Origin of the sequence: Janthinobacterium sp. SUN033 (assembly GCF_030397595.1) — a bacterium.
Lineage (GTDB): Bacteria > Pseudomonadota > Gammaproteobacteria > Burkholderiales > Burkholderiaceae_D > Janthinobacterium > Janthinobacterium kumbetense.
Map to the genome: position 1 here is coordinate 117,111 of NZ_JAPQNV010000006.1, position 12,866 is coordinate 129,976.

Annotated in this window: 16 protein-coding genes; 10 read left to right on the forward strand and 6 right to left on the reverse strand. The window is 62.0% G+C overall.

Translation table 11 applies throughout. The annotated features are described in order from the left end of the window. The first annotated feature begins 6 nt into the window (after window positions 1–6). The 6 genes from recA to OX460_RS23890 all read left to right on the forward strand — a co-directional run bounded on the left by recA (window position 7) and on the right by OX460_RS23890 (window position 5,606). On the forward strand, window positions 7–1,113 hold the full coding sequence (gene recA, locus OX460_RS23865) for a recombinase RecA (protein ID WP_071321836.1): 1,107 nt from the start codon (window positions 7–9) through the stop codon (window positions 1,111–1,113). A gap of 138 nt (window positions 1,114–1,251) precedes the next feature. Beyond that, a complete protein-coding gene (gene recX / locus OX460_RS23870; RefSeq protein ID WP_289900142.1) occupies window positions 1,252–1,707 on the forward strand; it encodes a recombination regulator RecX in 456 nt (151 codons plus the stop codon). Window positions 1,708–2,223: 516 nt separating this feature from the next. Next, window positions 2,224–2,784 carry a DUF2889 domain-containing protein gene (locus OX460_RS23875; RefSeq protein WP_077408684.1) on the forward strand — a complete coding sequence of 187 codons (561 nt, stop codon included), beginning with the start codon at window positions 2,224–2,226 and terminating at the stop codon, window positions 2,782–2,784. A gap of 78 nt (window positions 2,785–2,862) precedes the next feature. Then, a complete protein-coding gene (gene sucC / locus OX460_RS23880) occupies window positions 2,863–4,032 on the forward strand; it encodes an ADP-forming succinate--CoA ligase subunit beta (protein ID WP_034788653.1) in 1,170 nt (389 codons plus the stop codon). A 13-nt stretch (window positions 4,033–4,045) separates the two neighbouring features. Further along, window positions 4,046–4,927 (forward strand): succinate--CoA ligase subunit alpha, encoded by an 882-nt coding sequence (gene sucD / locus OX460_RS23885; RefSeq protein ID WP_034746085.1) that lies wholly within the window; start codon window positions 4,046–4,048, stop codon window positions 4,925–4,927. 214 nt (window positions 4,928–5,141) lie between these two features. Then, window positions 5,142–5,606: a pilin gene (locus OX460_RS23890; protein ID WP_092608610.1), complete on the forward strand. Its 465-nt coding sequence runs from the start codon at window positions 5,142–5,144 to the stop codon at window positions 5,604–5,606. 20 nt (window positions 5,607–5,626) lie between these two features. Here OX460_RS23890 and OX460_RS23895 read toward each other — a convergent pair whose 3' ends face one another. Then, window positions 5,627–6,349 (reverse strand): flagellar brake protein, encoded by a 723-nt coding sequence (locus OX460_RS23895; RefSeq protein WP_251350124.1) that lies wholly within the window; start codon window positions 6,347–6,349, stop codon window positions 5,627–5,629. 163 nt (window positions 6,350–6,512) lie between these two features. Between OX460_RS23895 and OX460_RS23900 the strand changes: the two genes are divergently transcribed. Beyond that, window positions 6,513–6,890, forward strand: coding sequence for a DUF6713 family protein (locus OX460_RS23900; protein ID WP_354669841.1), 378 nt, complete (start codon window positions 6,513–6,515; stop codon window positions 6,888–6,890). Between the two features lie 12 nt (window positions 6,891–6,902). Here the strand turns inward: OX460_RS23900 and moaC are convergent, their stop codons facing one another. After that, on the reverse strand, window positions 6,903–7,409 hold the full coding sequence (gene moaC, locus OX460_RS23905; RefSeq protein ID WP_070281683.1) for a cyclic pyranopterin monophosphate synthase MoaC: 507 nt from the start codon (window positions 7,407–7,409) through the stop codon (window positions 6,903–6,905). A gap of 196 nt (window positions 7,410–7,605) precedes the next feature. Here moaC and OX460_RS23910 point away from each other — a divergent pair, with 196 nt between their 5' ends. After that, on the forward strand, window positions 7,606–9,195 hold the full coding sequence (locus tag OX460_RS23910; protein WP_289900144.1) for a M48 family metalloprotease: 1,590 nt from the start codon (window positions 7,606–7,608) through the stop codon (window positions 9,193–9,195). Window positions 9,196–9,198: 3 nt separating this feature from the next. Here the strand turns inward: OX460_RS23910 and OX460_RS23915 are convergent, their stop codons facing one another. The 4 genes from OX460_RS23915 to OX460_RS23930 all read right to left on the reverse strand — a co-directional run bounded on the left by OX460_RS23915 (window position 9,199) and on the right by OX460_RS23930 (window position 11,503). After that, complete coding sequence (locus OX460_RS23915; RefSeq protein WP_289900145.1) at window positions 9,199–9,789, reverse strand: DUF2946 family protein; 591 nt, start codon at window positions 9,787–9,789, stop codon at window positions 9,199–9,201. After that, window positions 9,782–10,807: an alpha/beta fold hydrolase gene (locus OX460_RS23920; protein WP_099666362.1), complete on the reverse strand. Its 1,026-nt coding sequence runs from the start codon at window positions 10,805–10,807 to the stop codon at window positions 9,782–9,784. The genes OX460_RS23915 and OX460_RS23920 overlap by 8 nt, the downstream gene beginning before the upstream one ends. Continuing rightward, complete coding sequence (locus OX460_RS23925) at window positions 10,807–11,232, reverse strand: nuclear transport factor 2 family protein (RefSeq protein WP_034780622.1); 426 nt, start codon at window positions 11,230–11,232, stop codon at window positions 10,807–10,809. Before OX460_RS23925 ends, OX460_RS23920 begins: the two co-directional genes overlap by 1 nt. A 76-nt stretch (window positions 11,233–11,308) precedes the next feature. After that, on the reverse strand, window positions 11,309–11,503 hold the full coding sequence (locus OX460_RS23930; RefSeq protein ID WP_034780619.1) for a zinc-finger domain-containing protein: 195 nt from the start codon (window positions 11,501–11,503) through the stop codon (window positions 11,309–11,311). Between the two features lie 258 nt (window positions 11,504–11,761). Here OX460_RS23930 and OX460_RS23935 point away from each other — a divergent pair, with 258 nt between their 5' ends. Next, window positions 11,762–12,496, forward strand: a complete 735-nt coding sequence (locus OX460_RS23935; protein ID WP_289900146.1) for an AzlC family ABC transporter permease — start codon at window positions 11,762–11,764, stop codon at window positions 12,494–12,496. Next, the gene (locus OX460_RS23940; protein WP_099666364.1) at window positions 12,489–12,839 is read left to right on the forward strand and encodes an AzlD domain-containing protein; all 351 of its coding nucleotides are present in this window, start codon (window positions 12,489–12,491) and stop codon (window positions 12,837–12,839) included. Before OX460_RS23935 ends, OX460_RS23940 begins: the two co-directional genes overlap by 8 nt. The last annotated feature ends 27 nt before the right edge of the window (window positions 12,840–12,866 follow it).

Below are 12,866 nucleotides of genomic sequence, written 5' to 3' on the forward strand. Positions count from 1 at the left end.
GAACATATGGACGATAAAAAAGCTGTAGTACCCGCATCGGAAAAAGCCAAGGCGCTCGCCGCCGCACTGGCGCAGATCGAGAAGCAGTTTGGCAAAGGTTCGGTCATGCGCATGGATGCCAGCGCACCGATCGAAGAAGTGCAAGTCGTGTCGACCGGTTCGCTCGGCCTCGATATCGCGCTGGGCGTGGGCGGCTTGCCGCGCGGCCGCGTGGTGGAGATCTACGGTCCGGAATCGTCGGGTAAAACCACCCTGACCCTGCAAACCATTGCTGAAATGCAAAAACTGGGCGGCACCTGCGCCTTTATCGATGCCGAGCACGCGCTCGACGTCGGTTACGCGCAAAAGCTGGGCGTGAACCTGCATGAACTGCTGATCTCGCAACCGGATACGGGCGAGCAGGCGCTGGAAATCTGCGACGCCCTCGTGCGTTCGGGCAGCGTCGACCTCGTCGTCATCGACTCCGTGGCCGCACTGACGCCACGCGCCGAGATCGAAGGCGACATGGGCGATTCCCTGCCGGGCTTGCAAGCCCGTTTGATGTCGCAAGCCCTGCGCAAGCTGACCGGCTCCATCAACCGCACGAATACCCTGGTCATCTTCATCAACCAGATCCGCATGAAGATCGGCGTGATGTTCGGCAGCCCGGAAACGACCACCGGCGGCAATGCGCTGAAATTCTACGCCTCCGTGCGCCTGGATATCCGCCGCACCGGCTCGATCAAGTCCGGCGATGAAGTGATCGGCAACGAAACCAAGGTCAAGGTCGTCAAGAACAAGATCGCGCCGCCGTTCAAGGAAGCGCACTTCGACATCCTGTACGGCGCCGGCACCTCGCGCGAAGGCGAAATCCTGGACCTGGGTTCGGATGCCAAGATCGTGGAAAAATCCGGTTCGTGGTACAGCTACAACGGCGAACGCATCGGCCAGGGCAAGGACAACGCCCGCGCCTTCCTGCAAGAGCGTCCGGCGCTGGCCCGCGAGATCGAAAACAAGGTCCGCGCTTCTCTGGGCGTGCGCGAACTGCCGCCGCTGGCTGCTGAAAAGCCGGAAAAAGCGGATAAAGCTGCCGACAAGGCTGCCAAGGCTGCGGAAGCCAAGGCCGCCGAGTAAGCGACAGTGGCGGGGCCCGCCTGGCCCGCCGGCGGCAGCTTGCCGCACAAAAAAGTTCTACAATGATTGCCGCCCTGCGCCTGTGCGCCTGGCGGCAATTGTGTTTTCAGTCCGGTGTGGTAAAGATGGGATATGGGTATGGCAGCGGTACAACTGAGCCTGAAGGGCAGGGCGCTACGCTTTCTGTCGATGCGCGAACACAGCCGCATGGAATTGCGGCGCAAGCTGCAGCGCCATGCGCAGGAGGGCGACGATGTGGAAGCCTTGCTCGACAGCCTGGAGCAAGCCAACTGGCTGTCGCAGGAGCGTTTTTCCGAGTCGCTGATCCACCGCCGCTCGGCCCGCTTCGGCAATAGCCGCATCATGGCGGAATTGCAAAGCCATGGCATTGGGGGCGAGGCGTTGCAGGAACTCAAGGCGGGCCTGGCCGAAGGGGAAGTGGCGCGCGCCTGCGAAGTGTGGCGCCGCAAATTTGGTGCAGTGGCGCAGGATGCCGAGCAGCGCAACAAGCAGATGCGCTTCCTGATGCAGCGCGGCTTTTCCCAGCGCGCCGTGCAAGCGGCCTTGAAGGGGCGGGAGCCCGAGGACGACTAGGCGGCTGGCGCGCTTCTGCGTGCTTCCGCGCCGTGCCGGCCGGCCCGCCCTGGCCGCGCTGTGTTCCATCTACAACAGTCCGTACGATGCCCTGCTTGCGTGCGCGGGCCAGTCGGCCTTGCTGTTTGTCCATGTTTTCTTTGCAGGATTCTGCTTCTGTCATCGTCCTGTCAAGCCAGCGGCGTATTGTTGCGCTGCACGTCGTGAGCGCTGCCTGCGCCGTGCGATCTCGGCGCGGTGGCGGCAACTGGATGCGGTTCGCGGCCCCAGGTGCGCATATCTATCATCACTGAATGTGATAACAGCGTAAATTTCCATGTGCTTTCTTTATACTTTGAAATGTTTTTATCGAAGCAATGAAAAATTATGTTGCGGCGCAACCAGCGCCCAGTGTGCTACACTTTTAGGGTTTTTGCGGCGCCGCAGGTGCGGTTGCTGTTCGTAGAAGCTGCGAACAGAGTGCTTTAAGCACATGGCTGCTTACTAAATTATGGCCGCGCAAGCGGCATCGGTCTTATGCCCCTGTCAACTCCCGTATCCCGGCGCGCCCTCCGGCACTCCCGCGTTATCGACGTCCAAGCGTATGTGCGCGACGACGGCCTGTGGGATATTGACGCCCGTATCACCGATATCAAAAGCTATGACGCGACCCTGGCCTCCGGCCCCCGTCCCGCCGGCTCCCCCCTGCATGACCTCCACTTACGCATTACCGTCGATCGCGAACTGACCATCGTCGAGGCCGAAGCCGCCTCCGATGCCGTGCCCTATCCCGGTTTTTGCGATACCATCGGCCCCGCTTACAGAGCGCTGATCGGTCTGAATTTATTGAAGAATTTCCGCCGCGACTTGAAACAGCGCCTGGCGGGAATCGCCGGCTGTACCCATTTGACCGAACTGGCGCAAGTCTTGCCGACTGCGACGGTTCAGGCATTTGCCGGCGATGTCTGGTCGACCCGTGACGGTGCGAATGCTGACTTGTCGCATGAAAAGCCGTTTCAACTCGACAAATGCCACGCCCTGCGCACCGATGGCGGGGCAGTTGCACAGTATTACCCGCGCTGGGTAGCCAAAGCGTGACCCCGGCGCTCTGTTTTTCCTGTTTTTTTTGCACCACTAACCGTATTTTTACACATCAGTATCAGAAGGGAAGCCAGCATGAAAATCCATGAGTATCAAGCCAAAGAAATCCTCCGGCAATTCGGAGTGACGGTACCACGCGGTATTCCGTGCATGTCCGTCGAAGAAGCCGTCAAGGCTGCGGAAACCCTGGGCGGCCCGGTGTGGGTTGTCAAGGCGCAGATCCACGCAGGTGGCCGCGGCAAGGGCGGCGGCGTGAAAGTGGCAAAATCGATGGAACAGGTCAAGGAATACGCTGACCAGATCATGGGCATGCAGCTGATCACGCATCAGACCAGCGCCGAAGGCCAGAAAGTCAACCGCCTGCTGGTGGAAGAAGGCGCCGACATCAAGCAAGAACTGTACGTTTCGCTGGTCACCGACCGCGTCACCCAGAAAATCGTCCTGATGGCTTCGTCCGAAGGCGGCATGGACATCGAAGAAGTGGCCGAGAGCCACCCAGAGAAGATCCACCACGTCACCATCGAGCCAAGCGTTGGCCTGACCGATGCCCAGGCAGACGACATCGCGACCAAAATCGGCGTGCCTGCCGGTTCCATCGTCGACGCCCGCGTCAACCTGCAAGGCCTGTACAAAGCATACTGGGAAACCGATTGCTCGCTGGCCGAAATCAATCCGCTGATCGTCACCGGCAGCGGCAAAGTCATCGCCCTGGACGCCAAGTTCAACTTTGACCCGAACGCCCTGTTCCGTCATCCGGAAATCATCGCCCTGCGCGACCTGGACGAAGAAGATCCAGCTGAAATCGAAGCGTCGAAATTCGACCTGGCCTACATCTCGCTCGACGGCAACATCGGTTGCCTGGTGAACGGCGCCGGCCTGGCCATGGCCACCATGGACACGATCAAACTGTTCGGCGGCGAGCCAGCCAACTTCCTGGACGTCGGCGGCGGCGCCACGGCAGAAAAAGTGACCGAAGCGTTCAAGATCATGCTGAAAAACCCAGGCCTGAAAGCCATCCTGGTGAACATTTTCGGCGGCATCATGCGTTGCGACGTGATCGCCGAAGGCGTTATCGCCGCGGTGAAAGCCGTTTCGCTGAACGTACCGCTGGTGGTGCGCATGAAGGGCACCAACGAAGACCTGGGCAAAAAGATGCTGGCCGATTCCGGTCTGCCTATCATCGCAGCCGACACCATGGAAGATGCAGCCAAGAGCGTCGTTGCCGCCGCTGCCGGTCAAGCTTAATTAAGGAATCAACATGTCCATTCTGATCAATAAAGATACCAAAGTTGTTACCCAAGGGATCACCGGCAAGACCGGCCAGTTCCACACCCGCGGTTGCCGCGACTACGCGAACGGCAAAGCTGCCTTCGTGGCAGGCGTGAACCCGAAGAAAGCCGGCGAAGATTTCGAAGGCATTCCTATTTTCGCTAACGTCACCGAAGCGAAAAAAGAAACCGGCGCCAACGTTTCCGTCATCTACGTGCCGCCAGCAGGCGCGGCAGCGGCGATCTGGGAAGCTGTCGAAGCTGAAATGGATCTGGCCATTTGCATCACCGAAGGCATTCCTGTCCGCGACATGATGGCCCTGAAAGACCGCATGGCCAAAGCCAACAGCAAAACCTTGCTGCTGGGCCCTAACTGCCCAGGCTTGATCACGCCAGACGAAATCAAGATCGGCATCATGCCAGGTCACATCCACAAGAAGGGCCGTATCGGCGTGGTTTCGCGTTCGGGCACCCTGACCTATGAAGCAGTGGGTCAGCTGACCGCACTGGGCCTGGGCCAATCGTCGGCAGTCGGCATCGGCGGCGACCCGATCAACGGTCTGAAGCACATCGACATCATGAAGATGTTCAATGACGATCCAGATACCGACGCGGTCATCATGATCGGCGAAATCGGTGGTCCGGACGAAGCCAACGCGGCTTATTGGATCAAAGACAACATGAAAAAACCGGTCGTCGGCTTCATCGCTGGCGTAACGGCTCCTCCAGGCAAGCGCATGGGCCACGCCGGCGCGCTGATCTCGGGCGGTGCCGATACGGCACAAGCCAAGCTGGAAATCATGGAAGCTTGCGGCATCACCGTGACCAAAAACCCGTCGGAAATGGCGCGTCTGCTGAAAGCCATGCTGTAATTCCAGCCGGCTTACCGCAGTACAAAAAAGGAGCTTCGGCTCCTTTTTTTTTGTCCGCAAGACGGGCCGCATCCCGGCCCGGGACGACGGCGCTGGTCCGAACCGGCCCAAATGTGTCGCTTTTCTTTCCACTTGCACCGCCGCTGCCCGGGCGCGCCGCTGGCATGGCGCTTGCACCATGCACGGTGTGAGCAATGCACAATGGGAGGATACGATGCGCGCGCAAAGCGGATTTACCCTGATAGAACTGATGATCGTGGTGGCCATCGCCGGCATCCTGGCGGCCGTGGCCATTCCCCAGTATGGCGACTACACGATGCGGGCCAAGGTCAGCAATGTACTGGCGGCCGCCGCCCCGTTGAAAACGGCCGTGGCCCTGTGCGTGCAGGAAAACGGCGGGCTGGCTACCGCCTGCAGCACCCCTACCCAGGCCGTGCCCAGCGCCATCCCCGTGTTCAGTGCCACGCGCGAAGTGGCCAGCGCCACAGTGGACAAGGGCGATATCGTGCTGACCCTGGCGGCCGACCTGGGCACGGGTATCGGTGGACAAACCGTGACGATGACCATGAAGCCGGGGACGAGCAGCCTGACCTGGTTCAATAGCACCACCGTGACGAATGCGGCAGCGAAGGAAGCGATTACCAAAAACAACATTCCCGACGTGACGCCGACGCTGTAAGTGGCCCTGCCGCGCCAGCGTCAGACGATTTTTTGCCGGTCCGCGATCAGCGCTTCATAGGTGAGGTTTTGCAGCAGCGTGTAGTGAGTCGGTTCCAGGTCGATGAATTGCACGCCATACGTATAGATTTCCGCCACCTCGGCGGCGTGGCCATTCGACGGCTTGCCCACGCTGACGTTCTGGATGCGCGCGCGCGTATTGACGCGCATCTGATGCTTGTTCGGCTGCACCAGCAGGGTAAAGCTGAGGGCCACGCCGTCGTCGTCCGGCGTGAGCATGCTGGGCGCCTCGATCAGCGCGCCCGAGACGCTGAGGTTGACGATGAACACGGGCACGGCCGCCACGTCGCGGTAGCTGAGCTGCGCCGGAATATCCACTTTGACGCGCATCGCCGTGCGCAAGCTGGTGCCCTGGATGGCGTCGGGAAAACTCAGGTGGACATAATTGAGCGGACGGCCAAAGATGCGCAGCACGCTGCAGGAAAACGAACACACGGTGACGCCGGAAAACACGCGGATGGTCAGCTTGTCGCCCTCGTTGAGCATGATGGCGGCGCCGTTTTCCATGGGAATCTTGACGATCAGGTACTCGTCTTTCACATAGCCGATCAGGGTCGAGAAATGCTGGATGGGTTTGATGGTGCGGTGCGTGATGAACTGGATGCGTCCACCCACCTGCAGATTCATGGCCTCGAATTCGAAGTCCTGGAGCTTGCTTTCCGCGGCGGGCTTGTTGCTAGTCATGCGATGCTCATCTGGATATGGTCGACTCGCAGTATGCATGATTTCTTGATGAAAAAGCATTTATATCAATGAATTTCATATTGACATCGAAAAATGCCATGCGCGCGTGCCGGTGCAGGATTCAGGCTTTACAATTGCGTCAATATTGACGAATGTAAATTTTATGCCGCGCAGCTACTTCTGGACCATGTTGTTTCTGATCCTGCATCAAATTGACGCTGCCTACTGGAAAGAGTGGGAGATGTTTCATGTGCCGGGCGGCGTGCAGGGTTTTCTGGTGTTTAACCTGGCGGTGATTGCCCTGGTGCTGGCCGGTTACCGGCACGTGCTGCTGGCCACCCCGCAGGCGACCCTGTATGCGGGCATCTGCGCCGCGCTGGGCGTGGGAACGTGTTTGATCCACGCCGGCTTCGCGCTGGCAGGGCAGGAACAGTTCCACTTGCCCCTATCCGTGGCCATTATCGTGCTGTGCCTGGCATGCGCCGTGTGGCTGTTGCGCGATTTGCGCCGCGTCAAGGTGACGCGGCCAGTGCCCGCCTGAAACGGTGGCGTCTTACACCTCGGCGTGCCAGTCGCCTGACTTGCCTCCATGTTTTTCCAGCACGCGCACGTTCGTCATGACCATGCCCCGGTCGACGGCCTTGCACATGTCGTAGATCGTCAGCAAGCCGATCTGCACGGAAGTGAGCGCTTCCATTTCCACGCCCGTCTTGCCCGTCGTGTCGACCTGGGCGCGGCAGTGCACGCTGTTGGCCGCCTCGTCCACTTCAAAATCGACGGTGACGCGCGTGAGGGCCAGCGGGTGGCACAGGGGAATCAGGTCGCTGGTGCGCTTGGCGCCCATGATGGCGGCGATGCGGGCGATGCCCAGCACGTCGCCCTTCTTGGCGGTGCCGGAAATAATCAAGGCCAAGGTGGCGGGCTGCATGCGGATGGTGCCGGCGGCCACGGCGCTGCGGCGCGTGTCTTCCTTGCTGCCCACGTCGACCATATGGGCCTGGCCCGTGGCGTCGAAATGGGTCAGTTCCCCGGCGGGGGCTTGCTTGTCTGCTGTTGTCATGGCGTCAAAATAGGTGAGGAGTGGGGGCGCGGCACGCCTGGCCACGACGTCATGCCACTGGCATGGCGCATGCTTGTTGCGTGGGAATGGGCGCCGCGAACAAGGTATGATAGCACCCGTGAATTCAAAAACTCTTCTTCCGATCGTCCTTGAAAACGCCGGCGCGGCATGGCTGCGCAGCTCCCGGTGCGCGTCGGTGCTGGCTGCATTGTGGCTGGCGGCACCCTGTGCGCTGGCGCAAACCTATACCTCCGCGCCTGCGGCGCCGGTTGCCAGCGTGGCGGCCAAGCCGGCCGGCAGCTGGACGCCGCTGGCCGTGCCGCCGGCGCCGAATCTGCCGAACCTGGGCGACACCTCGCGCGAAGACCTGTCGCCGGCGATGGAGCGCAAGATTGGTGAGGAAATCATGCGCGGCATCCGCGGCGACCGCGACTACCTCGACGACGCGCCCTTGCTGGAATACCTGAACACCTTCGGCAACGCCCTCGTGGCGGCGCGCCCCAGCGTGCGCGGCGAAACGAATTACGACTATTTTTTCTTTGCCGTGCGCGATCCCCAGTTGAACGCGTTTGCCTTGCCGGGCGGCTTCATCGGCGTGCACTCGGCCCTGGTGCTGGCGGCGCAAACGGAGGCGGAACTGGCTTCCGTGCTGTCGCACGAGATCGGCCATGTGGCGCAGCGCCATATCGCGCGCATGCTGGGCCAGCAGCGCCAGGATGCCCTGATGCCGCTGGCCGCCATGTTGCTGGCGGCGCTCGCTTCGCGCGCGGGCGGCGACGTGGCCATGGGCGTGTTTGCAGCCGGCCAGGGCCTGGCCATCCAGCGCCAGCTCAATTTCGGCCGCGACGCCGAACGCGAGGCGGATCGCATCGGTTTCCAGATCATGGGCGAAGCCGGTTTCGACACCACCGGCATGGTGGCCTTCTTCGGCCGCATGCAGGCGGCCAGCCGTTCGTACAGCGACCTGATGCCCGCCTATCTGCAGACGCACCCGCTGACGACGGAACGCATCGCCGACATCCAGGCGCGCATTCGTGAGCAGCCGTACAAGCAGCGTGCCGACAGCCTGAGTTTCCACCTGGCCCGGGCCCGCGCCCGCGTGCTGCAGGATGAAAGCGTGCAAGGCTTGTTGAATGCCAAGGCCGTCTTCAAGACGCAGCTGGAACAGCAAAGCCGTTTCCAGGTGACGGCCGCCCATTACGGCCTGTCTTTCGTTGCCGTCAAGCAGGGCAAGCCTGCGGAAGCGCAAAAGGAACTCGATGCGGCCAATGCGGCCCTGCACCAGCCGGCCGCGCCGAATGTGCTGACGTCGGGCGGCACGCAGGGCCCCAATTCGCTGCTGGCGGCAATGGGGCTGGAAGTGCTGTTGATGCCGGCGCAAAAGAAGGAAGTGGCGCAGCAGGCCCTGAAGGCGGCGGACGCTGCGCGCCAGCAGTTTCCCCTGTCGCGCGGCATTGCCCACCAGTATGCGGAAGCGCTGATGGCTGCCGGCAAGCTGGAGCAATCCACCCTGTATCTGCGCGAGCAGGTGCAGCTCTACAAGGAAGAGCCGGAACTGTATGATTTACTGGCGAAAGCCTATGCGGACCAGGGCAAGATGACCTTGCAGCACATGGCGCTGGCCGAATCCTACGTGCTGCAGGGCGCCACCATGGCCGCGCTGGACCAGCTGACGATCGCCCGCAAATCGACGGACGCGACTTTTTATGACCAGGCCGTGATCGATGCGCGCGAGCGCGAGTTGCAGGAAAAACGCCGCGAACAGATCAAGGACCAGAAGGGTTAGCGCTTACTCGGCTTGCGGCGCCTGCTGGAAGCCGAAGGTCTGCGCTACGCTGGCATAGGCCAGCGGCTGCACGGCAATCTCCTTGCCTGCATGCAATATGGTCAGCTTGCCCCGCTGTTCTTCCAGCCACGCCAGCAAGGCGTCGTCGCTGGCTTGCCGGCCGTCGATGCGCAGCGCGGGCAGCACCTGGGCCATGTCGCGGTCATCCACCTGCGCGACGATGTCGCCGTGGCGCAAGATCAGCGCACCGTTATCGCACCAATACGCTTGCTCGATCTGTTCCAGCGGGGCACCCGTCTGCAAGACAAAACCGTGCTGCGGGTCGCTGCGGGCGATGTAGGGCGTCGCTTCCAGATTCACATACACGCGCTGCGGGCCATTCTGGAAAAACCAGCAACCGCGTTCGTCCTGGGCGTAATTGCGGTTGATAAAGCTCAACAGGGCGGCATGGGCGATCTTGTCGCCCGGCAGTTGTTGCTGTTGCGCCTGCTGGTCGCGCATGCGCCAGTGGCCGCGCGCGTCCAGGCCCAGCCAGCCGTAGCAGTGGGGCACGTTCGGCCATTTGGCCAGGGCCTGTTTGACGAGTTCATCCATGTGTAGCGTTTTCCGTGTGAGTGCGCGCATCGCCAGCGTGACAGGTTTGCGGCGCCGATGGCGCCGTGTTGCCGCCTTCAAAAAAGTGGATCAGGCGCTGCGGCAACCAGCGTGTGCTTCCCGGCAATTTGCCCGCGGCAAAGCCGACGTGGCCGCCGTGGCGCGGATACTCGAGCGTGACCGTCGGCGCGGCGCTGCGCGGCAAGAAGCGTCCGGGCAGGAAAGGATCATTTTGCGCATTCAGTACCAGGGTCGGCACGGTGATGTCCGGCAAGACGTGCTTGGCGCTGGCGCGGTGCCAGTAATCGTCGGCGTCGCGGTAGCCGTGCAGGGGTGCCGTGACGACGTCGTCGAAGGCGTGCAGGTCGCGCGCGGCCAGCATGGCGTCGCGCGCAAACAGGCCGGGAAACTGTTCCAGCTTGGCCAGGCATTTCGGTTTCAAGGTGTTCAGGAACATGCGCGTGTAGAGCCGGTTGGCGCCGGAAGACAGGGCCTTGCCCCCTTGCGCCAGATCAAGGGGGGCGGACACGGCCGCTGCCGCATCGACGAAATCGGCCTGGTGCTGCGACTGGCCCAGCCAGCACAGCAGGGCATTGCCGCCCAGCGAGACGCCGGCCGCGTAAAACTTGCCCGTGGCGCGCGGGCGCAATGTGCGCACGACCCAGTCCACTTCCTGCGCATCGCCCGAATGGTAGAAGCGCGGCGCCAGGTTGGCTTCGCCCGAGCAGCCGCGAAAATGCGGCACGGCGCCCGACCAGCCGCGCGCGGCCACTTCGGCCATCAGGGCGCGCGCGTAATGGCTGTTCGACGAGCCTTCCAGGCCGTGGAACAGCACCACGAAGGGCTGGCCTGGCTGACCGTCGACCAGGTCGACGTCGACGAAGTCGCCATCGGGCGCTTGCCAGCGTTCGCGGCGGAAAGCCACTGCCGGTTTGGCGAGGCACACGGCCGGATAAATCGTCTGCGCGTGGCCGCCAGGCAGCCAGAGCGGGGCAGTATAGGAAAGAGACAAAGACATCAGTGCAGGATCTGCGCCCCTGTGGCGTCGGCCGGCGCGCCGCCCGGCGCGATGGAGGCATGGTGCAGCACGATGCGCCAGCCGCGCGGCGTTTTCACGTACACATTCGTTGCCAGCAGATGCGCCGGACCGCCTTCTTCCTGGGTGACGCCTTCGATCACCGTGTGCACCGAACTCATCAGATTGTGCGTTTCATGCAGCTGCGCCGGCACGATGTGCAGGCCGCCGCCCGCCAGGATGGTTTCCCACGAGGCGCGGATGGCGGCATGGCCGATCAGGCGCGCGCCGCCCGGATGGATGCAGACGATCTCTTCATCGTCGGCCCACAGCGCCATCAGCGCTTCGAGGTCGGCGCGGTGCAAGGCATCGTAGAACGCCGCTTCGACTTCCGCGGCGCTGCCATTGAGTTCTTTCAGACGTTTCATGACGACTCCGGGCTGGTCGGTATAACTTGATACAAATAAAAACGGCGCGCTGGTGGCGCGCCGCTGGGCAGTTTTTTTAATGGTGGCCGGCGCTGGCGCCTTCCTTCAGGGTATAGGCCGTGCCGCAGTACGGGCACTTGGCGATACCGTCCTTGTTGAATTCCAGGAACACACGCGGATGCGACGACCACAGCGGCATGGCCGGGTTAGGGCAGTGGGCTGGCAGGTCTTTACTGTCGAGTTCGACCGCTGGCTGGGTGGTTTTTGTCATCTTGTCATGCTCCGTGAGGCTGTATGGAAGGAAGTCGGCTGCTGCCAAAACCACGATTTTAACGGATTCAGGCAGACAGCAAAAATCATGGCTAAAATGGCGGCTCGATCATCTTCGGCTGCGGCGCGGGTTTTTACGGAAATATGGCAGCTGCAGCGCCACACTGACTGGATTTGCCTTGCCGGTATCGCCGTTGTCACCCTTGTCGCCACGCACCATTGTTGTGCAGTTACCACAGTACGCCTGCCGGAGCGCCGCGTGAACGCCGTCCTGGCCGCCAAGGACGACGCCCTGCTGAAAGATGCCTGGCGTGCCGGCCTGAACCTGGGGGCGCCCACCCTGCTGGGCATCGCCGCCTGGGGCATGGTGGTGGGCGTGGCCATGGTGAAAAGCGGCCTGACGGTGGCGCAGGCGGGGGCCATGACCCTGTTTGTCTTTGCCGGCTCGGCCCAGCTCGCGTCCTTGCCGCTGCTGGCCGCGCATGCGCCCGTGTGGGTGATCTTCGCCACGGCCCTCGTCGTCAATTTGCGTTTTGTCATCTTTTCCGTGCTGCTGGCCCCCCATTTTTCCCATCTGCCGTGGCGCCAGCGCTTTGGGCTCGGCTATGTGGCGGGCGACATCACGGTGGGCCTGTTCCTGCAGCGCTATCCGCACGAAACGCCGGACCCGGCCAAGCTGCCTTTTCTGAAAGGCTTGATCTACCCCAACTGGCTGGCCTGGCAAATCGGTTCCTTCATCGGTATCGTGCTGGGCGCCGTCGTGCCGGCCGAATGGGGGCTGGGTTTTGCCGGCACCCTGGCGATCCTGTGCGTGACGGTGCCGCTGATCCTCAGCCGCGCCGCCCTGTGCGGCGTGCTGGTGGCGGGTGCGGTGGCCGTGCTGGCCTACGGCCTGCCGTATAAATTGGGCTTGCTGGTGGCCGTCTTGGTGGGCATGGTCAGCGCCATGGCCGTGGAAGAATTGACAGAAAAATGGACAAAACGCCATGTTTGACGGCATAGACTGGGGCAGGGCGGATGTGTGGATCGCCATCGCCGTGCTGGTGGTGGCGACGGCCGCCACCCGCAGCACTTTCTGGCTGATCGGCCATCACATCACCATTCCGCGCCGCGTGGGCGAGATGCTGCGCTATGCGCCGGCCTGCGCGCTGGCCGCCATCATCGCACCCGACATGCTGATGGAGGGGCAGCAAGTGCACTTCGAATTGTCGAATTTGAAACTCTTGTCCGGTATTGCCGCCACGCTCTTTTTTGTGATCCGCCGCAATATGCTGCAAACCATCGTGTTTGGCATGCTGGTTTTCACGGGCTTGCGACTGTTGCACGTTTTTCAGTAAAGCAGGACAAATCGGGGATTTGCTCTG

What these genes read in the sequence shown, in the direction of transcription:
- moaC (WP_070281683.1), bottom strand. Translation starts at nt 7,409, where the DNA reads ATGACAACAGCAGACAAGCAAGCCCCCGCCGGGGAACTGACCCATTTC.
- OX460_RS23895 (WP_251350124.1), bottom strand. Translation starts at nt 6,349, where the DNA reads ATGACTAGCAACAAGCCCGCCGCGGAAAGCAAGCTCCAGGACTTCGAA.
- OX460_RS23875 (WP_077408684.1), top strand. Translation starts at nt 2,224, where the DNA reads ATGCCCCTGTCAACTCCCGTATCCCGGCGCGCCCTCCGGCACTCCCGC.
- sucD (WP_034746085.1), top strand. Translation starts at nt 4,046, where the DNA reads ATGTCCATTCTGATCAATAAAGATACCAAAGTTGTTACCCAAGGGATC.
- OX460_RS23915 (WP_289900145.1), bottom strand. Translation starts at nt 9,789, where the DNA reads ATGGATGAACTCGTCAAACAGGCCCTGGCCAAATGGCCGAACGTGCCC.
- sucC (WP_034788653.1), top strand. Translation starts at nt 2,863, where the DNA reads ATGAAAATCCATGAGTATCAAGCCAAAGAAATCCTCCGGCAATTCGGA.
- recA (WP_071321836.1), top strand. Translation starts at nt 7, where the DNA reads ATGGACGATAAAAAAGCTGTAGTACCCGCATCGGAAAAAGCCAAGGCG.
- OX460_RS23940 (WP_099666364.1), top strand. Translation starts at nt 12,489, where the DNA reads ATGTTTGACGGCATAGACTGGGGCAGGGCGGATGTGTGGATCGCCATC.
- recX (WP_289900142.1), top strand. Translation starts at nt 1,252, where the DNA reads ATGGCAGCGGTACAACTGAGCCTGAAGGGCAGGGCGCTACGCTTTCTG.
- OX460_RS23925 (WP_034780622.1), bottom strand. Translation starts at nt 11,232, where the DNA reads ATGAAACGTCTGAAAGAACTCAATGGCAGCGCCGCGGAAGTCGAAGCG.
- OX460_RS23930 (WP_034780619.1), bottom strand. Translation starts at nt 11,503, where the DNA reads ATGACAAAAACCACCCAGCCAGCGGTCGAACTCGACAGTAAAGACCTG.
- OX460_RS23920 (WP_099666362.1), bottom strand. Translation starts at nt 10,807, where the DNA reads ATGTCTTTGTCTCTTTCCTATACTGCCCCGCTCTGGCTGCCTGGCGGC.
- OX460_RS23890 (WP_092608610.1), top strand. Translation starts at nt 5,142, where the DNA reads ATGCGCGCGCAAAGCGGATTTACCCTGATAGAACTGATGATCGTGGTG.
- OX460_RS23900 (WP_354669841.1), top strand. Translation starts at nt 6,513, where the DNA reads ATGCCGCGCAGCTACTTCTGGACCATGTTGTTTCTGATCCTGCATCAA.